At 36.0% G+C, this 20,280-nt stretch carries 20 protein-coding genes and 1 other annotated feature; of the genes, 2 read left to right on the top strand and 18 right to left on the bottom strand.

Annotated features, from left to right (window positions below; genetic code table 11):
• Positions 1-149: 149 nt before the first annotated feature.
• From E3U55_RS00855 to zapA, 9 genes are all read right to left on the bottom strand, one after another.
• Complete coding sequence (locus E3U55_RS00855; RefSeq protein ID WP_134338431.1) at positions 150-1,112, bottom strand: electron transfer flavoprotein subunit alpha/FixB family protein; 963 nt, start codon at positions 1,110-1,112, stop codon at positions 150-152.
• Positions 1,113-1,275: 163 nt separating this feature from the next.
• A complete protein-coding gene (locus tag E3U55_RS00860) occupies positions 1,276-2,049 on the bottom strand; it encodes an electron transfer flavoprotein subunit beta/FixA family protein (RefSeq protein WP_134338432.1) in 774 nt (257 codons plus the stop codon).
• A 23-nt stretch (positions 2,050-2,072) separates the two neighbouring features.
• Positions 2,073-2,846 carry an enoyl-CoA hydratase gene (locus E3U55_RS00865; RefSeq protein WP_134338433.1) on the bottom strand — a complete coding sequence of 258 codons (774 nt, stop codon included), beginning with the start codon at positions 2,844-2,846 and terminating at the stop codon, positions 2,073-2,075.
• Positions 2,847-2,858: 12 nt separating this feature from the next.
• Positions 2,859-3,449, bottom strand: a complete 591-nt coding sequence (locus E3U55_RS00870; protein ID WP_134338434.1) for a TetR/AcrR family transcriptional regulator — start codon at positions 3,447-3,449, stop codon at positions 2,859-2,861.
• A gap of 75 nt (positions 3,450-3,524) precedes the next feature.
• Entirely contained in the window at positions 3,525-5,231 is a 1,707-nt protein-coding gene (locus E3U55_RS00875; RefSeq protein ID WP_134338435.1) for a long-chain-fatty-acid--CoA ligase, read from the bottom strand.
• Positions 5,232-5,902: 671 nt separating this feature from the next.
• A complete protein-coding gene (locus E3U55_RS00880) occupies positions 5,903-8,251 on the bottom strand; it encodes an endonuclease MutS2 (RefSeq protein WP_134338436.1) in 2,349 nt (782 codons plus the stop codon).
• A gap of 1 nt (position 8,252) precedes the next feature.
• Positions 8,253-9,968, bottom strand: a complete 1,716-nt coding sequence (polX, locus tag E3U55_RS00885; protein ID WP_134338437.1) for a DNA polymerase/3'-5' exonuclease PolX — start codon at positions 9,966-9,968, stop codon at positions 8,253-8,255.
• Between the two features lie 97 nt (positions 9,969-10,065).
• A complete protein-coding gene (locus tag E3U55_RS00890; protein ID WP_134338438.1) occupies positions 10,066-10,605 on the bottom strand; it encodes a CvpA family protein in 540 nt (179 codons plus the stop codon).
• Position 10,606: 1 nt separating this feature from the next.
• Positions 10,607-10,870 (bottom strand): cell division protein ZapA, encoded by a 264-nt coding sequence (gene zapA / locus E3U55_RS00895; protein WP_134338439.1) that lies wholly within the window; start codon positions 10,868-10,870, stop codon positions 10,607-10,609.
• A 134-nt stretch (positions 10,871-11,004) separates the two neighbouring features.
• On the opposite strand from zapA, the gene rnhC reads away from it, so the two are divergent.
• Positions 11,005-11,910, top strand: a complete 906-nt coding sequence (gene rnhC, locus E3U55_RS00900; RefSeq protein WP_134338440.1) for a ribonuclease HIII — start codon at positions 11,005-11,007, stop codon at positions 11,908-11,910.
• Positions 11,911-11,953: 43 nt separating this feature from the next.
• Here rnhC and pheT read toward each other — a convergent pair whose 3' ends face one another.
• The 3 genes from pheT to E3U55_RS00915 all read right to left on the bottom strand — a co-directional run bounded on the left by pheT (position 11,954) and on the right by E3U55_RS00915 (position 16,501).
• Complete coding sequence (gene pheT / locus E3U55_RS00905; protein ID WP_134338441.1) at positions 11,954-14,380, bottom strand: phenylalanine--tRNA ligase subunit beta; 2,427 nt, start codon at positions 14,378-14,380, stop codon at positions 11,954-11,956.
• Between the two features lie 15 nt (positions 14,381-14,395).
• Entirely contained in the window at positions 14,396-15,430 is a 1,035-nt protein-coding gene (gene pheS, locus E3U55_RS00910; RefSeq protein ID WP_134338442.1) for a phenylalanine--tRNA ligase subunit alpha, read from the bottom strand.
• Between the two features lie 46 nt (positions 15,431-15,476).
• Positions 15,477-15,708: a binding site (T-box leader), on the bottom strand.
• Positions 15,709-15,754: 46 nt separating this feature from the next.
• Positions 15,755-16,501 (bottom strand): TrmH family RNA methyltransferase, encoded by a 747-nt coding sequence (locus E3U55_RS00915; protein ID WP_323740388.1) that lies wholly within the window; start codon positions 16,499-16,501, stop codon positions 15,755-15,757.
• Positions 16,502-16,602: 101 nt separating this feature from the next.
• On the opposite strand from E3U55_RS00915, the gene sspI reads away from it, so the two are divergent.
• Positions 16,603-16,818, top strand: a complete 216-nt coding sequence (gene sspI, locus E3U55_RS00920) for a small acid-soluble spore protein SspI (protein WP_134338443.1) — start codon at positions 16,603-16,605, stop codon at positions 16,816-16,818.
• A gap of 167 nt (positions 16,819-16,985) precedes the next feature.
• On the opposite strand, the gene E3U55_RS00925 is transcribed toward sspI, so the two are convergent.
• The 6 genes from E3U55_RS00925 to rpmI all read right to left on the bottom strand — a co-directional run bounded on the left by E3U55_RS00925 (position 16,986) and on the right by rpmI (position 20,253).
• Complete coding sequence (locus E3U55_RS00925) at positions 16,986-18,071, bottom strand: M42 family metallopeptidase (RefSeq protein WP_134338444.1); 1,086 nt, start codon at positions 18,069-18,071, stop codon at positions 16,986-16,988.
• Positions 18,072-18,146: 75 nt separating this feature from the next.
• Positions 18,147-18,632: a dUTP diphosphatase gene (locus E3U55_RS00930; protein ID WP_134338445.1), complete on the bottom strand. Its 486-nt coding sequence runs from the start codon at positions 18,630-18,632 to the stop codon at positions 18,147-18,149.
• A 55-nt stretch (positions 18,633-18,687) separates the two neighbouring features.
• Positions 18,688-19,266: a TVP38/TMEM64 family protein gene (locus E3U55_RS00935; RefSeq protein WP_134338446.1), complete on the bottom strand. Its 579-nt coding sequence runs from the start codon at positions 19,264-19,266 to the stop codon at positions 18,688-18,690.
• A gap of 54 nt (positions 19,267-19,320) precedes the next feature.
• Positions 19,321-19,578 (bottom strand): DUF1294 domain-containing protein, encoded by a 258-nt coding sequence (locus tag E3U55_RS00940; RefSeq protein ID WP_134338447.1) that lies wholly within the window; start codon positions 19,576-19,578, stop codon positions 19,321-19,323.
• Between the two features lie 87 nt (positions 19,579-19,665).
• Positions 19,666-20,022, bottom strand: coding sequence for a 50S ribosomal protein L20 (rplT, locus tag E3U55_RS00945; RefSeq protein ID WP_134338448.1), 357 nt, complete (start codon positions 20,020-20,022; stop codon positions 19,666-19,668).
• Positions 20,023-20,055: 33 nt separating this feature from the next.
• The gene (gene rpmI, locus E3U55_RS00950) at positions 20,056-20,253 is read right to left on the bottom strand and encodes a 50S ribosomal protein L35 (protein ID WP_134338449.1); all 198 of its coding nucleotides are present in this window, start codon (positions 20,251-20,253) and stop codon (positions 20,056-20,058) included.
• Positions 20,254-20,280: the final 27 nt, after the last annotated feature.

Genomic DNA, 20,280 nt, shown 5'->3' on the forward strand with positions numbered 1-20,280 from the left:
GTATCATTAATATATCATGCTAAATCTTATCTTTTCCAATACTTTGCTTATCATTATTCTTAATTGCATTTTCTTGTTCTTATGGGAATGGGTTGTATAAAAAATAATGAGCTCTTTACCCATTTTAGATAAAGAACTCATTTAATTGATTATTTAACTTGAATAGCCTTAAGTTCTTCAGTTAGCTTAGGTACCACATCGAATAAATCACCAACAATACCGTAGTCAGCAACATTAAAAATGTTCGCTTCTGGGTCTTTATTAATCGCAACAATTACTTTTGAGTTCGACATACCAGCTAAGTGTTGAATAGCACCAGAAATACCACATGCTATATATAAATCAGGTGTTACAACTTTACCAGTTTGACCAATCTGAAGTGAATAGTCACAATAACCTGCATCACATGCACCGCGTGAAGCACCAACAGCAGCGCCTAATACATCAGCTAGTTCATGAAGTGGTTCGAAACCTTCTTCACTCTTAACTCCACGACCACCAGCTACAATTATATTTGCTTCTGATAAATCTACACCATCAGATGCTTTGCGTACTACTTCTTTAATTATTGTACGAATATCTTTAATTTCAACATCTAGAGAAGCTACATCGCCAGAACGGCTCTCGTCTTGATCTAGCGGAGCAATGTTATTCGGGCGAATAGTGATGAATTTCTTACCATCTTTAATAGATTTCTTCTCAAAAGCTTTACCTGAATAGATTGGTCTTACGAAGTCTTCACCATCAATTGCTGTGATATCTGACACAAGACCACTGTCTAATTTGCTCGCAATACGTGGTGATAAATCCTTACCAGCAGAAGTGTGACCCATCACCATTCCATCAGGATTTTCCTGCTCAATAACAGCCATTGCTGCTTGAGTATATCCATCAGAAGTATAATTTTCTAAATTATCATGTGTAACTGTTACTGCACGATCAGCACCATATTGAATCATTTGGTTAGCTGCTTCTTCAACGTTCTTATTTCCAAATACAACAGCAACTACTTCTGCACCTTCATCAATCTGGCGCGCAGCTGCTATTGTTTCGAACGAAACATTACGAATGTCTCCGTCTTTTATTTCTGCAAATGCTAATAATTTTGTCATTGTAAAATTCTCCTTTCTACACCTGTGAGAAAAACTTGGCTTATCGCCAAGTCCTAATGGCGAAAGCCTTAGTTTTTCACATACTTTAATCCTTTAACAAAGTTAAACTTTCTTAAAGTGTAAAAAAACTTTTTGGTCTTAAATAATCTTATAAAGTATCAGATTAAAGTACTTTTGCTTCTGTTTTTAATAACGATACAAGTTCTTTCACTTGTTCATCTGTTTCGCCTTCTAACACTTTACCAGCTTCTTTTTCAGGTGGAAGGAAAACTTCAACTGTTTCTGTTTTCGCTTCTACATCATCTTCATCTAAATCAAGATCATCAATTTCTAATTCTTCAAGCGGTTTCTTTTTCGCTTTCATGATACCTGGTAAAGAAGGATAACGTGGTTCGTTTAAACCTTGCTGACAAGTCACTAGTAGCGGTAAAGAAGTTTCAATTTTCTCTTCATCACCCTCAACATCACGTGTAATATTTACTGTGTCACCGTCAATGTTTAATTCTGTAATTGTTGTCACATATGGCATATCCAATTTGTCTGCAAGTCTAGGACCTACTTGACCACTAGCTTCATCGATTGCAACGTTACCGGCTAAAATAATGTCAACATCTTTATCTTCAAAATAAGCTTCTAGAATTCGAACCGTAGTATACTGGTCTCCTTCTTCTAAATCATCTTCAGTATTAATAAGAACGGCTTTGTCAGCCCCCATTGCTAATGCTGTACGAAGCTGTTTTTCAGATTCTTCATCACCAACAGTCACAACTGTAACTTCACCGTCGTGCTCATCACGTAATTTAATTGCTTCTTCAATGGCATATTCATCATAAGGATTAATGATGAATTCAGCACCATCTTCCTCAATAACTCCCCCATTAATTTGAATCTTCTCTTCTGTATCAAATGTTTTCTTCATTAGAACATAAATGTTCATTAGGATTACCTCCTTATTAATATCTATTGATCATTAAAATTAGGCTTACGTTTTTCAATAAATGCCTGAATACCTTCTTTGGCATCATCGTTACCAAATACTTTACCAAATGCTATGTTTTCCTGTTTTGAACCTGCATCAAATTGAGATGTTTGTGCATATGGTAAAAGCTTCATAATGGCATGAATTGAAGGACCACTTTTACTAGCAAATTTGTTTGCTAGATTCATAGTGAAACTTTCTAATTGATCATCTTCAACAGCATGATTGGCTAAGCCGTATTGCTTCGCTTCTTCACCACTAATCGGTTCACCTGTTAAAAGCATTTCATAGGCTTTTGGCATACCTACATAGCGAGGTAAGCGCTGAGAACCAGCAAAACCAGGAACAATACCTAAGTTCAGCTCAGGCAAACCTAGTTTACTTGATTTCGTTACAATACGAACATGGCAGGCCATAGCAAGCTCTAAGCCTCCACCTAATGCGGCTCCATGAATAGAAGCAATGACTGGGACATGATAGTTTTCAATACGATTAAATAAATCTTGTCCCTTTTTTGCTAATCCTGCGAAATCGCTTTCAAGTTGGAATGAAGTAAATTCTTTTATGTCTGCACCAGCAGAGAAGAATTTACCTTGCCCCTTAAGCACAATGGTTTTTACAGATGAATCACGATCCAAGTCATCTAGTACAGATGATAAATCTTTCAAAATACCAGATGATAATGCATTAGCTGGTGGACTATCAATAGTGATTGTGGCGATGTTACCTTCTTTTTTCCACGAAAGATGTTCCATCAAGACAACTCCTTAGGTTTGGTGTTTTTTTAGACCATTAGAAATAACAAAGTGTACTTCTTTAGCTTGATCAACTAGATCATAACGTTGTTCTTTCATAACCCAGTTCGTGACGATTTCATCTAGTGTTCCGAATATAACTTGTCGAACCAGCTTAACATTTAAATGTGAATGAAAAGTTCCATCTTCCATTCCATCTTTTAAAATTTGATCGACGACAGCTAAGTATCGCTTTAATACTTCATTAATTTCCATTCTTAGTTGCTTTTTAGACTGCCTTAATTCGAGCTGGGTTACAATGGCTAAATGAGGATCTTCTGATAGTTGACGAAAATGCATTTTAATTAAAGCATAAAGCTTCTCGTCAGCTGAATCATTTTCCATTATAACATTTTCTATCCGTTCAATGAACTGACCCATTTTTTCCTGAAAAACAGAGACTAAAATGTCTTCTTTGTTTTTGAAGTATAAATAGATCGTACCATCAGCAACACCAGCTCGTTTAGCAATCTTTGAAACTTGTGAAGAATGATAACCATTTTCAGCAATAACTTCTACTGCTGCGTCGATTATTTTTTTATACTTTGGTTTATTGTTCTTCATAGCAATTGACTCCCTGACTGAATGAATGGTCATTCATATATCATAATATAAGTTAAACGTTATCCTGTCAACTCACTAAGACTGATTAGCCTCTTCAGATTTCATTTTTTCTTTCTCTTCATCAACTAACTTACGACGAAGAATTTTTCCAACTGCTGTTTTAGGTAATTCTTTTCTAAATTCATATAATTTTGGAACCTTAAAAGCAGCTAAATTCTCACGACAATATTGATCTAACTCTTCTTCTGTTAAACTTTTACCATCTTTTAATACAATATACGCTTTAACAGTCTCTCCTCTGTATGGGTCTGGAATACCAGCAACAACTGCTTCAGAAATAGCCTCATGTTCATAAAGTACTTCTTCTACTTCACGAGGATAGATATTAAAGCCACCTGCAATGATCATGTCTTTCTTACGGTCAACGACATAGAAATAACCATCTTCATCCATATATCCCATATCACCAGTTAGCAGCCAGCCGTCTTTAATGGTATTGGCTGTTTCTTCTGGACGATTCCAATAGCCTTTCATAATTTGAGGTCCTTTTACTGCAATTTCCCCAACTTCACCAACAGGCATTTCTTCTAATGTTTCTGGTTTAAATACTTTAGAATCTGTATCTGGCCAAGGTAACCCAATTGTGCCGGCACGTCGGTTTTCATAAATTAAGTTAGAGTGTGTAACCGGAGAAGATTCAGTTAACCCATAACCTTCAACTAACTTACCACCAGTAACTTTCTCGAATTGTTGCTGAACTTCTACTGGTAATGGAGCTGAACCACTTAAGCAGGCTTCGATTGATGATAGGTCATAGTTTGAGATTTTAGGGTGATTTAATAATCCAATATAAATTGTTGGTGCCCCTGGAAATAGTGTCGGTTTCTGTTTATCGATTAATTTTAATACAGTATCCACATCAAACTTTGGTACAAGGATCATTTTTTGAGCCATCATAACTGATAAGTTCATCACGGCAGTCATACCATAAACATGGAAGAATGGTAAAATGCCTAATACTGTTTCTTTACCGTATTCAGCTCTAAATATCCATTTAGATGACATCTGAGTGTTTGCAACTAAGTTACGGTGAGTTAACATAACCCCTTTTGGATAACCTGTTGTACCTCCAGTATATTGTAATAATGCTAAGTCTTCGAGCGGGTCAATATCATGCTTCTCATATTGTCCACTTGCTTCATCTAACATCTTCGTCCATAGATGTGTGCCTCCACCATGCTCTGGTTTTACAACGATGTTATATTCACGTTTTTGAATAAATGGATAAATTAAGTTCTTGGGAAACGGGAGATAATCTTTGATACCGGTTACAATAATGTCTTTGACATCTGTCTGGTCTTTAACATTTGTAGCGCGTGGTAATAAAATATCTAAACAGACTAAGAATTTGGCACCTGAGTCTTTTAATTGATATTCTAATTCCCTTTCGGTGTATAGTGGATTGGTTTGAACAACGATTCCTCCACCTAATAAAGCACCATAGTACGCAATAACGGATTGTGGTGTGTTTGGCAACATAATTGCAACACGATCACCTTTTTCTAGTCCTAAATCTTGAAGATAACTTGCAAATTTTTTAGCCGAATCATAAACCTCTTGATAAGTCAGCTCTTTTCCTAAAAAGTGAATAGCGACTTTATCTGGGTAATTAGTTGCAGTGTCTTCAAGGACATCGTGTAAAGGTCTGTTGTCATACTCAATCGTTTTTGGCACTTCCTCTGGATAGTGCTTAAACCATGGTTTTGATAATTCTACCCCCATTAAATAACAGCCTCCTTTAATTTGTATTACTTTTTATTATAAACAACATTCTGACAAAATTAAAATAATTATTTTAATTATCAGACAAAAACAACCTGTCAAAAAGCCTTATTTCTTCACATACTTTTATCCTAAAAAGCGAGGTTTTCAAAACATTTATGCTATATTAAAATTTGTTGTTGATTCTGCGAATCGCTACAGGCGGACGCTTTCCGCGGGCACGGCCTCAACTAAGGTACATCAATGAATTCGCTTCATTGCACCTTTGTACCGAGGAAGCTTACTGCGAAGCATTACTAGTAGACGCAGGTACACCTACCGTGATTTTCGGCTCGTACTGTTCCCGCGAAGACCTGGACGGTCAAGTGTCGACGTTGGCCACAGGACGTGGCCGCTTTTTAGTCGACCAGGAGTTGCCGCCTTTCGTTTTTCTTAGAAGAACACACTTCTTATCATTTTCATGATTTAATAGTGCCAAAGTTAAAAAAGCAGCTCAACATAACATTCCGTGGGCTGATGAATGCTATATGAGCTGCTTCAAATTAACTATTAAGTAAGAAGAATATACCTACAACCACAAATATTATAGCCACGACTATTAATACTTTTGCTAAGGTTTCCATTATTTTATTACCCTCTCTAATATTTATTCATCTACACGATGAATTAGACTATTTTAACTCTAAAATAGTGACCCCAGTTCCACCTTCATTGGCATGACCAAATTTATAATTCTTAACTGCTCTATGTCCTTTTGCAAACTCTTGAACACCTTTCATTAAAGCACCAGTTCCCTTTCCATGAATAATCGACACTTGATGATAATTCGCTAATAAAGCTTCATCTAAATATTTCTCAAGTTTCTGGATGGCATCTTCATAGCGTTCACCACGTAGGTCAAGTTCTGGTTTTACGTGATGCTGGCTACCTTTAACCATTGCCATAGGTTTAGTCTTTAATTGATCAGGGCGTTTAATAAATTCTAACTGATTGACAGGTACTTTCATCTTTAATATTCCTAATTGAACTTCATATTCTTTATCACTAATTTTTTCAACGATGTGACCATTTTGATTAAAGGATAAAACATGCACTTCATCCCCAGGTAAGAAATCTTGTTGTTTTATGGCTTTATTCGGCTTTTGTTTGTCTTTTACTTTAGTACCTAAGGTTTCTTTTTGGTCTGACAGCTTCTTTTTAGCATCGATAAAGTGGTGTTCTTTTACACTTGTATGATCTCTTAGTTCTCTAATTTCTTTTAAAATTTCTTCTGCTTCTGATTCCGCCTTTTCCAGAACCTTAGAAGCTTTTTCTCGAGCTTTTTCCATATGTTTTTCTTTATTAGCCAAATATTTTTCATATTCATTACTTAAAGAATCATAAATAGCCTTGGATTCCTCTAATAATTCATCCGCTTCTTCAAATCGTTCTTCTGCACTTTTTCTTGATTGTTCAAGTGAAGCAATCATATTTTCAACGGAACGTGAATCTTCATTAACCATTGATTTTGCTTGATCAATTACATCCTGGTTTAATCCTAACCTTTTTGAAATATCAAAAGCATTACTGCGTCCTGGCACTCCTAATAATAAACGGTAAGTTGGCTGTAAAGTTGTAACATCAAACTCAACTGAAGCATTAATGACTTCCTCACGGTTATAGCCATATGCTTTTAGTTCTGGATAGTGAGTGGTTGCAATAACTCGTGATTGCTTTTCAACAACATAGTCTAAAATAGCCATTGCAAGACCCGCACCTTCTTGAGGATCTGTCCCTGCTCCTAGTTCATCAAAAAGCACTAAAGAATTTTCATTAACGTCGTTTAAGATATTTACAATATTACTCATATGAGATGAAAATGTACTCAGGCTTTGTTCAATCGACTGTTCATCTCCGATATCCGCAAACACAAAATCAAATACAGCAAGTTCACAACCATCTTGTGCAGGAACTTGTAAGCCTGATTGAGCCATAAGCGTGCATAAACCAACCATTTTTAAAGTAACAGTTTTACCACCTGTGTTTGGTCCAGTGATTACTATAGCCGTATATTCTTTTCCAATCTCAACATCATTACTAACGACTTCATCATCTGAAATTAAAGGATGACGTGCTTGTCGCATATTGATATAACCATCCTGGTTCATCTTAGGCTTGGCCGCTTTAATCTGATGAGACAGCTTACCTTTTGCAACAATAAAGTCAACCTGTTGTAAAACATCGACATTATGTCTTAATACCTCGGCATCAATTTGTACTAAACTGGATAATTCACGTAATATCTTTTCTACTTCTTGTTCTTCTTCGACACGAGCTTCTAATAGCTTATTATTTATATCCACTACTGATTGAGGCTCTATAAAGAGTGTTTGTCCAGATGAAGATTGATCATGCACAATACCCCCAAAAGCCGAACGATATTCGTGTTTAACAGGTAAAACATAACGCTCATTTCGAATCGTTACAATCGCATCTGATAACATATTACTTTTTGATTTAGTGTATTGATCTAATTTATCCCGGACACTGCCCTCATAAGAGCGAATTTGGCTACGAATTGTTCTTAATTTACTTGAAGCACCATCCATGACATGTCCATATTCATCAATGCAACTTTTAATGGATTGTTCAAGTTGATTTAAAGGCATAAGTTGTTCCATATAATCATAAAAATGAGGCAACTCAATATCCTCTAAACCTTCTATAAAACGTCTTAATTGTTTAGCACCATATAACGTATTGGAAATGTCTAATAACTCAGTAGCAGACAAAATCCCACCGATGCTGGCACGTTTGATGGCTGGGCGAATATCAGAAATACCGCCTAAAGGAATGTTACCTTTTAATCTAAGAATAGACACTGCCTCGTCAGTTTCATCCTGCCAATGGGTGACTTCATCCAAATTGGTAGATGGAAAAAGTTTCATAGCTTTTTCTTTACCTAAACTAGTAGCAGCATGATCTTTTAGCCATTCTTTAACTTTCATAAATTCTAATTGATTCAGTATTTTATCGTTCACGTTAATCACCTTTTTTTTGTTTTAAAAAATGAAGTAATTTATCAATACTCCATGTGTTAATTACAGAGTCCTTTTTTATAAAACCTTTTTTTGCAGCTTGAACTCCAATTTTCATATCGTCTAACATTTTATAATTGTGAGCATCTGTATTAATAGCAATATAAGCACCTTTATCTTGAGCTACTCTTAGCCAGTCCCACTCTAAATCCAATCGATTAGGATTAGCATTAAGTTCAATAATAGTTTTAGTTTCTACTGCTAAATCGATGAATTGCTCATAGTTTACTGGATATCCATTACGTTTTCCAATTAAGCGCCCTGTTGGGTGAGCAATCATATCTACATATGGACATTCAAGTGCTCGTTTAAGGCGACTCATAATTTTTTCTTCACTTTGATTGAAACTTGAATGAATCGACGCAATAACGAAATCTAATTCTTTGAGAAAGTCCTCTTCATAATCCAGGTTGCCATCTGGTAAAATATCCATTTCTATCCCTGATAAAACTGTAATTTCAGAGTACTTCTCATTCCATTCACGTATCTTTTCTTTTTGCTCCCGTAACCTTTTTTCATTTAATCCGTTTGCGACTCTTAAGAATTTAGAGTGATCGGTAATGGCAATAAATTCATAGCCTTTTTCAACAGCTTTTTCAATCATTTCATCAATTGATTGTGCCCCATCACTCCAAGTCGTGTGCATGTGAACATCACCACGAATTTGTGATAGTTCAACTAACTCTGGTAATTCATTTATGGAGACTTCTTCACCAGATTCACGAATTTCAGGAGGCAGATAGGGTAAATCTAAGAAATTAAAGAATTCTTCTTCAGTTTTAAATGTATGATTTTCTTCTGTTTCACTATGTTGAATGCCATATTCACTAATTTTATAACCTTTTTCTTTTGCTAAACGACGCATTTCAACGTTGTGGTCTTTTGAACCTGTAAAATGGTGTAATGTTGTTACAAAATGCTCAGGCTCAATTAACCTGAAATCAACAGAAATATCCCAATCATCGCTTACAACAACTGTTACTTTAGTTGAACCTTTAGAGACTACTTCTTTTACAGAAGGTAACTCAACTAACTGGTCTGCAACTTTTTCTGGCGTTGTTGTGGCTACAATAAAATCTATATCTTTCACGGTTTCCTTAAGGCGTCTTAAACTCCCAGCAACAGAGAAGTCTAACACACCTTCAAGTGATTTTAGCTGAGCTTCTATTGCTTCTTTTATTGGGATGACATAAGATACTGGTAACCTTTCTGGTCTAGTATTAGCATCGTCCAGAGCCTTTACAATCTTTTCAACAGATTTTTTACCAAATCCACTCATGGCTTCTACTTCACCATTTTCACATGCTTTTCGAAGAGTAGCTTCATCAATTACCCCTAATTCTTGATATAATCGAGATAACTTTTTACCGCCTAGACCTTGTATCTTTAATAGAGGAATTAACCCCTTAGGCACTTCTTCTGCTAGAGTATTTAATGTTTCAGTCTCGCCATGATTAATAAATTCTTCAATAACCGCTTTGGTACCTTTACCAATCCCATTAAGCGCACCAAAATCATCTATTTCATTAAGAGAACGATCGTCCCTCTCGAGAGCTTGAGCTGCCTTCCGATAAGCAGAAGTTTTAAATGCATTTTCACCTTTTAACTCTAAATAAGTTGCGATATTCTCTAAATGTCTAATTACTTGGTTTTTATCCATAAATACCCACCTCTTTTATAACTTAATCCATGAGTTAAAATCTTATTAAATTACAAAGAAAAGAGGTTGAACTCTAACTGAGTTAACCCCTTGTTACTTATTCTAAGTTTGTAAACCATTTTTCTTTTAATTGCTCAGAAAATATTGGTGTTTTTTCAATAATAAAACTAGCAAGTACGGACTGATTCAGTGATTCTTGTACGATGTCTACTGGAATTAATGAAGCAAAGAATAATAATACAAATAAAATTACATACATTTCAACTACACCAAATATTGCACCTAATAAATTATTGACACTATGTAATATTGGCAGGTGAGCAACGAAATCTAGTAAGTTAGCAATTATTTGCATAATGATTTTCACCACAAAGAAGATTGCAAAAAAGGCAATCCCGTGATAAAAAGCACCTTCTAATGCATCCGAATTAAAAACAGCTCCCCAAAAGTAAACGTCTGTCATGTCAGGGTAAGGAATCCATAGTTCTAATCTTGAAGCTAATTCTTTAAAATAAAGTAACGCAATAATAAAAGCGGTAATAAATCCAGTAAGGTGTAAAAACTGTAATATAAAACCTCTTTTTAATCCTATTAAAAATCCTAATATGAGTAGTATAAGTAATATTAAGCTAACCATTTTATCTTCTGTTATTCTTCCTTTCTTTCTGTACCATTGCGTTGTATTCTTCTTTTAGTTTTAGGTAGTCGCTCATGGTATTAAGTGCAGTGAGTACAGCTAGTTGTGATGTATCTAAAGAAGGTTTAGCATAGCGGATTTCATCCATTTTTTGATCCACTAAGCTTGCAACCATTTTTATGTGTTCAGCGGATTCTTCTCCTACTACAGTAAATTTTCGATTACTTATTTCGACTGTGATTCTATTTTTTCCCGACTCTGACATCACGAGTCCTCCTCAAATACATTTCTAATCCATATAGTAACACGTTTTTACATGATTAGGAAAGTAGATTATGGTGGATTCATAGTTTTAACACAATGTATACTGATAATAATAAGGTTAAAGGAGAAACAAATATGGGACAAAGTGTTATTAAATTAGATAAACAAAAAATGAAGAAACTTGTTAATTATTATACACCTTACCGTTCATCAAAGAAACCTCCCTATTCGGTTATGGTCGCAACTATTAATGGTTGTAAAATCACAGCATATGAATCAGGAAAAGTGATGTTTCAAGGGGACACTCATGCTGATGAAGCAGCTAAATGGGGAGAGGTAAGCGGTAAGTCAAAAGAACAATCAAAAAGCAAAGCAAAACCTAATTTCTTAGACCAAGCTCATATCGGTTCAGATGAAGCAGGAACAGGTGACTATTTTGGTCCAATTACTGTGGCTGCGGTCTATGCTACTGAAAGGCAGCAAGAACTACTACGTGAATTAGGGGTTAAAGATTCAAAAACCTTGAAAGATCCAACTATTAGGAAAATCGTAAAAGATGTCTTGCAAACTGATATCATTTATAGTTCACTAACATTAAACAATGAAAAATACAATCAGCTTCAACGCAAAGGCTGGACACAAGGTCGAATGAAAGCATGGATGCACCATCATGCAATTGAGAATATAATAAAAAAATCAGAGGGTAAAGCTGATTACGAAGGTATTTTAGTCGACCAATTCTGTGAACCAGAAATTTTCTTTAAACATGTGAAAGCAACTCGAAGCACGCCGCGTCAAGACTTATCGTTTATGACTAAGGCTGAAAGTTATTCCATTCCAGTAGCTGCTGCATCTATGATTGCAAGGTATAGATTTTTAAGTGAGATGAACAAACTTTCAAAATTAGTAGGTTTTGATTTACAAAAAGGCGCTTCTAAAATTGTCGACCAGCAAATTAAGCGTATAGTTAAGTCAAAAGGAGAACCGTTCTTAGATCAAATAGCCAAAGTTCATTTTGCTAATACGAAGAAGGCTAGATAATTAAAATCCCCAGCTACAATATTTCTTGTAGCTGGGGTTTCTATTATCCACGAAGGACTGCATTAAAGTTATCTTCAATGTATTTCACAATTGTATTTCTTGCCTCTTCAATCTCTTCATCTTTAAGTGTGCGTTCATCATTTTGGAATACTAAGTTAAACGCGATTGATTTTTTACCTTCTTCCATATGCTCACCTTGATAAACGTCAAAAACTCGAACCGTTTCTAAGTAAGGTTGACCTTGTTGAAGAATCGCATCTTCTAATTGTTTAGCTGGAACGTCACGATCTACAACAAATGCTAAGTCTTGAGCAATTGCTGGGTATTTAGTAATTGCACGATATTTTTCACTAGCATTAGCTTGATCTAAAAGCTGATCTAAATTTAAGTCAAATACATATGTTTCTTGTAAGTCGTAACCTTTTTGGACCATTGGATGAACTTGGCCGACATATCCAATCACTTCATTATCTAATTTCACGACAGCCGTTCGACCTGGATGCATATCATCCAAATCAGCCTTTTCAAACTCAACATTTCTACCTAATAAGTGTTCACACATTCCCTCTAAAATACCTTTAATGACAAAGAAGTCGACTTCAAGCTTTTCACCTTGCCAAGGATGATTTTCCCAAAGGCCAGTAACAGCTCCTGATACGCGTAAGTTTTCTTCAGGCTGAGAGCCTTTTTCTTTTTGCAGATAGACAGAACCAATTTCATATAATGCTACATTATATTGATTACGAGCAACATTATACTGAACGCTTGATAATAGCTCAGGAATAGCGCTTAAACGCAAGTGGCTATGCAAGTCAGTCATTGGTAAAGCTAAGTTAATCGGCTCAGTATTCATTGATTTGATTTCTGGACTGACAAACTTAGTTGCCCAATCTTCTTTAGTTAAAGAATAAGTTAATGATTCATTAAGGCCTGCTTTTTGTAAATAGTCTTGTGTTTCTCGAATTAATTTTTGGCGTCTCGTTAAGCCACCTTTGTGAGCTGATCCAATTGGTAATGTATATGGAATATTGTCATATCCATACAAACGAGCAATTTCTTCAACCATATCCTCTTTGATTGAAATATCATTTCGACGTGGAGGAACAGTTACTGTGAATGAGTTACCATCTACTTCTACATCAAAACGCAAACGCTCAATAATACTCTTCATTTCATTTGTTGAAATGTCTGTTCCAATTTTCTTATTGATTTCATCTTGAGTGAACTTAACAACTTCAGGAGTATAATCAGTTGATCCTTCTTCCTCTAATTCCCCTAAAACAGTTCCGTTACCTAATTCAGATAAAAGCTCTGCTGCACGAGTTGCCGCTTCTTTTACGCGCGTAATGTCTAATCCTTTTTCAAAGCGAACGCTCGCTTCACTGCGAAGGCCGTGATCTTTAGAGCCTTGGCGAACGACACCTGGATCAAAATAAGCCGCTTCAAGTAAAATCGTCGTTGTATCATCCTGAACTTCTGACTCTTCTCCACCCATTACACCAGCAATGGCATGAGCTTCTTTTCCATTTGTAATGACAAGGTGATCAGAAGTTAATGTACGTTCTTCCCCATCTAAAGTTTTTATCGTTTCACCATCTTTGGCCAAACGAGTCACGACTTCTTTAGAACCAAAACGATCATAATCAAAAGCGTGTAGAGGTTGACCATATTCTAATAATACGTAGTTTGTCACATCTACCACATTATTGATTGGACGGATGCCTGCACTGATTAAACGGTTCTGTAACCATGATGGAGATGACTTAACTGTTACATTTTTAATGATCCAAGCTCCGTAATATGGGTTAGCTTTTTCATCTTCAATTTTTACCGAAATATAGTCACTTGAAGCCTCATTAGAGATTTGAACTTCAGGATTTGGTAAATTGATGTCTTTATTGTAAACAGCTGAAACTTCGTAAGCCATTCCAAACATGCTTAAACAATCTGAACGATTAGCCGTTAATTCAATTTCAATAATCTCATCATCAAGGTTTAGTATAGGACAAGCTGGTTCTCCTGCTTTAACATCTTCTTGGAAGACATAAATACCTTCTTTGAATTCATCTTGCACGTATTTTTCATCGATCCCTAACTCTTGTAATGAGCAAATCATACCTTCAGATGCTTCACCACGTAGTTTAGCTTTTTTAATTTTAAATCCACCTGGTAAACGCGCTCCAGGTTTTGCAACAACAACATGCTGACCTTTTGCCACATTCGGTGCTCCACAAACGATTTGTGCTAACTCCTCTTCACCTACGTCTACTTGGCATACATTTAATTTATCTGCATTTGGATGTTGTTCACACTCTTTGACATAGCCTACGACTACTTTTTCATGAGCTAAAGCCGGCCCGTGCACTTGTTCAACTTCAAGCCCACTTTTAGTAATTGTTTCAGCTAAGTCATTTGTTTCTATATTGTTTAAATCCACATATTGTTCTAACCATTTTCGTGATACTAACATGATTTCATTCCTCCTTTATACCCCATGGAATTGCTTTAAGAATCGTACGTCGTTTGTATAGAAGTGACGAATATCTTCTATACCATATTTCAACATCGCGATACGCTCGGGTCCCATTCCAAAAGCAAATCCAGAATATTTCTCAGAATCAAAGCCAGCCATTTCTAATACATTTGGATGCACCATGCCAGCACCTAAAATCTCAATCCAACCAGACCCTTTACAAACTGAACAACCTTCTCCACCACAGATCTTACATGAGATATCCATTTCAACTGAAGGCTCAGTAAACGGGAAGAAACTCGGGCGTAAACGAATGGCACGCTCTTCGCCAAATAAATGTTTAGCAAATTCATTTAAGGTTCCTTTTAAATCACTCATGCGAACATTTTCATCTACATATAAGCCCTCTATTTGTGTAAACTGGTGTGAGTGTGTCGCGTCATCTGTGTCACGGCGATAAACTTTACCGGGACAAATGATTTTAACTGGTCCTTTACCTTCATGCTTTCTTAAAGTACGTGCCTGCACCGGTGAGGTCTGTGTACGCATTAATAGTTCTTCTGTAATAAAGAATGAATCTTGCATATCACGAGCCGGGTGATTTTTAGGTAAGTTTAACGATTCGAAGTTATAGAAGTCTGTTTCAACTTCTGGTCCTTCAGCCACTTGATAACCCATACCTGTAAATAGGTCTTCAATATTACGAATAACTTTTCTTAATAAATGCGGGCCACCAACTTGAGCAGGTCGTCCAGGTAATGTCACATCAATCGATTCTTCTTTTAACTGACGTTCCATGGCTGCTTGCTCTAATTTAGTTTTCTTGCTTTCCAATGCTTCCGTAATTTCGTCTCGTACCTCATTAGCTAATTGACCAATCACTGGACGCTCTTCTTTTGAAAGTTTACCCATACCTTTTAAAACTTCTGTAATCTGACCTTTTTTACCAAGGAAATACACACGTACATCTTGTAATTGTTTTTCATCATCAGATGATTGAATTTGTTTCAACGCTTCTTCTTTAATTTCTTGTAGACGTTCCTTCACTTTGTTTCCTCCTTTTTTATGCAAATAAAAAAACTCCTCCCTAAGGAAAAGGGACGAGTTGTATATCCGTGTTACCACCCTAATTGATAACTATGTAAGTTACCCACTTCGTTTCGATAACGGACGATCTCCGGGTCACCTTTACTAAACAGGTCCAGGTGCCAGCTCCAGAGTGAAATTCGGCTTTTCAATTAATGAGGATACTTCCAGTCCAAGGTATCCATTCCCTGTTCATCAATCAGCTGAAAAGCTTACTTGACCTCATTCACAGCTTTTATAATTCAATTGTTCTGAGAATAATTATAGAAAACATTTGACATTTTATCAAGTCACAAGTGAAAAATGATATAAAACAATACTGGTTGCAATACCGACATTTAATGATTCACTTTGACGATGAATTGGAATATATACCGTTTCATCAGCTCTGGATAGAAATTCAGGATTTACTCCACTGCCTTCATTTCCTACAATAACTGCAAAAGTACCTGGTGATTGAATTTCGTTAAGTGGTTTAGCCTGTTCATCTAATGCTGTTCCAAACACTTTTATATCGTTAGTTCGGCATTTATCAATCCATTCATCCAGATTTCCTCGTATTACAGGTATATGAAATAACGCACCTTGTGTTGCACGAATGACTTTATCATGAAATAAGTCGGCAGAGCCTTTACCTAAGGTCACGGCATCGATATCAAAAGCTAAGGCTGTCCGAATCATCGTGCCAACATTACCCGGATCCTGGACCGCATCAATAAGCAACACCTTTTGAAAATCATTTTTCTCTTCAACTTTAATTTGAACCAAGGCCATAATACCTTGAGGTGTCTCTGTCTGCGATAATTCATTAAATACCTCATCACTCACATAAATGAATTCATGATTTTCCCATTCATTTGGAACTGTTTCATCTTCATGTACAATCAGTTTTTCAATAGTCCAATCACTTTTAATTGCTTCTTCAACTAAATGCCATCCTTCAACTAAAAACGTATTTAATTCATCACGGTACTTTTTTCGATGCAATTTTTTCCATTGTTTAACTTGCTTATTTTGTTTTGATTCAATCATCTGTATTTTACTCCTAAATAGCTTTTTTACCATCATACATAGTTTAGAACTGTTTGGTCAAACTACATATAAAATGTATATTCAAAATGAGGTGACCTTCAATGGATTTAAATTTAAGAAAAGCTATAAAAAGTAATATCGCAGGTAATAACGAAGAGCAGTTAGAAGCAACAATTTTAGATGCAATTGAAAGCGGAGAAGAAAAGATGCTTCCTGGTCTAGGTGTACTTTTTGAAATGATTTGGCAAAATGCCGATGATAATGAAAAAGAACAAATGCTTACATTATTAGAACAAGAGGCTCAAAAATTAGGTTAAGGGTACCCCACTTGCATTGAAGCAAGTGGGGTTGTTTTTACAAAGCGCGCTATTATTTCGATGAACGCTCAATTATTTCTGTGAACGCTCAATTATTTCTGTGAACGCTCAATTATTTCTGTGAACGCAAAAAATCTCGCTGACTTGTGTCAGCGAGATTTTTATAATTAGCTAAATGTAATGCTCTCTACAGTTTTACGATCTAGCTTTTTAATAACTTTAACTATTAAGTCAACCGCATTGTCAAAATCATCACGGTGTAGCATAGCTGCATGTGAGTGAATGTAACGAGTTGGGATCGTGATTGATAATGACGGTACCCCATCACCAGTTAAGTGAATTTTACCTGAGTCAGTTCCACCACCAGGCATAGACTCATATTGGAATGGGATGTTGTTTTCTTCAGCTGTGTTAATAACGAAATCACGAACACCTTTATGAGATACCATTGATGCATCATAAAGAACGATTTGTGGGCCTTTACCCATTTCGCTTGCTGCGTCCTTATCATCAACACCAGGCATGTCTCCTGCAATACCTACGTCAACACCAAAACCGATATCAGGTTTAATAGCATGAGCAGAAGTACCAGCACCGCGTAGTCCGATTTCTTCTTGAACCGTACCAACACCGTAAACCACGTTTGGATGTTTTTCATCTTTAAGACGTTTTAATACCTCAATTGCGATTGCACAACCAATACGGTTATCCCACGCTTTAGCAAGTAGAAGTTTATCATTCTTCATCTGAGTAAATTCAAAATAAGGAACGATTGAATCGCCTGGGCGTACACCAAACTCTTCAGCTTCTTCTCTGCTTGAAGCACCAATGTCAACAAACATATCTTTAATCTCTACTGGCTTTTTACGAGCTTCAGGAGATAAAATATGTGGAGGCTTAGAACCAATTACCCCTGTTAGGTCACCTTCACGCGTCATAATAGTCACACGCTGTGCCAACATAACTTGATTCCACCAGCCACCTACTGGTTGGAAGAAAATAAAACCTTTGTCGTCGATTCTAGTCACCATAAAACCAACTTCATCCAGGTGACCTGCCACCATAACTTTTGGTCCGTTTTCTTCACCTGTCTTCTTAGCAATTAAGCTCCCCAAATGATCCGTTGTAACTTCTTCCGCATGTGAAGCTATGTATTTTTTCATCACTTCTCGCGGTTCTCTTTCATTACCTGGAATTCCTTTGGCATCTGTTAAATCTTTTAACATCGTAAGAGTTTCATCAAAATTTGCCATGTGTCTTCCTCCTAAATCAACTATATTATTTATCTGCCTATTCCATTATAAAGGTTTTACGAATATTTCACAAAATTAATAACCAAACTCTTGTCGATTATGATTCACTTTATTTTTGTCCAAATAAGCATTATATATTTCTTGTTCATTAAATCCAAGCTGATACCCTAACTGAATGTATGCCTTCATCATCACTTGATAGTTTTCTTTGGTAGGGTTTTGTTTGAATTGATATATTTTCTCAATAATTAAGTGGAATAATTTAGTCTGGGAATCATTAATTTTTTTAATAGATTCTTGCTTATATCTATAATTAAAATCAAGACCAAGCGATAAGATAAAATGTATACCGTCCACAAATTCTTCCAGGATCACCGAATCATCACTTGGCCCTTTTTGACTCCAAAATTTAAAGCATCTTGTTTCATTAGCAAGTTCACTTACTTCAACAAGTAAGGCAAGAAACTTGTCTTCCAGAATAGCATCTCTAGTTAAAGAATGACTTTCACGTATCTTTTCATCTAACTCTTTTTGCAGATCATACAGCTCGTCCCAATTCATATTAAAAAAACCTCCTAAGCGTTAGTATAACACGTTTAAAGTAAGTGTTTACATACTACTTTTGAAGGTCTGGCGAGAAGAAATCTTCCCACTTCATGACGATTTCTTTTTTTCTAAGTAAATAGAAGACGATTAAAACAAGGCCTAATAAAACAAAAATGTGGTGGACCTTTAGCGCTTGAAACCATTGACCAAATGACGTGTAAAGAACAGCTAATGGTAGATTGGACAAAATCGATAACTTAGCATATTCTTTAAAGTTTCTCGTCATTTCGATTAGAAAAATCGAAACTAAATGAAAATGTATAAATGGCGTCACTCGTAAAAGCATCACTTGTGGGAAAGATAACTGACGATGCTTTCCAAACATTTTTTCTCTTAACCGATGGAAGCGATAAAATAAATTTGGCATTTGTTTAATAAAGAAATAAAAAACTAAACTTGATAACGTTACCCCGATTAAGGAATAAATCGCACCATAAGTTAAACCAAATATTAGCCCACCAGTAATACAAATAAAGGCAACAGGAACAAATAAGAAAGGTCGAATAAGGTGAAAAACTATAAATAGCACAGGTGCAGCATAGCTCGTAGTTGTTAGTGATTCTTGAGCCCATGCAACTATATTTTCCATGACGATCTCCCTTCCTTTCGTCTTACATATAACTATATGACATAAGACGAGCTATTATGACATGTAAATGAGTGCTGCTATCCATAAGATTGTCAAAATAGGTAGTCCATACTTAAAAGAGAGATGCTTCGTCTTATGACGGAAAAAATTCATACCGAGCCACATCCCTGTAGCTCCACCTAGAACCGCAAAAGTCCAAAGTGTCTTCTCGGGAATCCGCCACTGCTCTTTTCTAGCTTTGCGTTTGTCATAACCCATCGAAATAAAACCAATGAAACTCATAATTATAATTACATAAATTAAGTAAGTCATGTTATTGCTCCTTAACTGGATTCTAAAAAAATATTTTATGTAAAACAAAACCCTGAAAGGAGCGTCCTTTCAGGGTTTACATTATTATTACTTAAGAGCTGATTTTGCTTGGTCAGCTAGTTCAGCGAAAGCTTTTTCGTCGCTTACTGCTAATTCAGCTAGCATTTTACGGTTGATGTCAATACCAGCAAGTTTTAAACCGTGCATTAGACGGCTGTAAGACATGTCATTCATACGTGCTGCAGCGTTAATACGTGCAATCCATAGTTTACGGAAGTCACGTTTTTTCTGTCTGCGGTCACGGTATGCATACTGACCTGACTTCATTACTTGTTGTTTTGCTGTTTTGAATAACGTTCTTTTAGAACCATAATAACCTTTTGCTAATTTTAATACGCGCTTACGACGTTGACGCGTAACTGTTCCACCTTTTACACGTGGCATTGTAATCCCTCCTAGATCTATCCGTTAATAATCTTATTTGTAAGGTAATAGTTTGCTTAGACGACCTTCGTCTGATTTAGAAACCATAGCACTTTTACGTAATTTACGCTTCTGTTTCGTAGATTTGTTCGCAAATAAGTGACTAGTGAAAGCGTGAGAACGCTTGAATTTTCCAGTTCCTGTTTTCTTGAAACGCTTTTGAGCGCCTTTATGAGATTTCATTTTTGGCATCGTAAAGTCCTCCTTCTAAAGATTGTA

Source organism: Filobacillus milosensis (genome assembly GCF_004402015.1).
GTDB classification, from domain to species: Bacteria; Bacillota; Bacilli; order Bacillales; family Alkalibacillaceae; genus Filobacillus; species Filobacillus milosensis.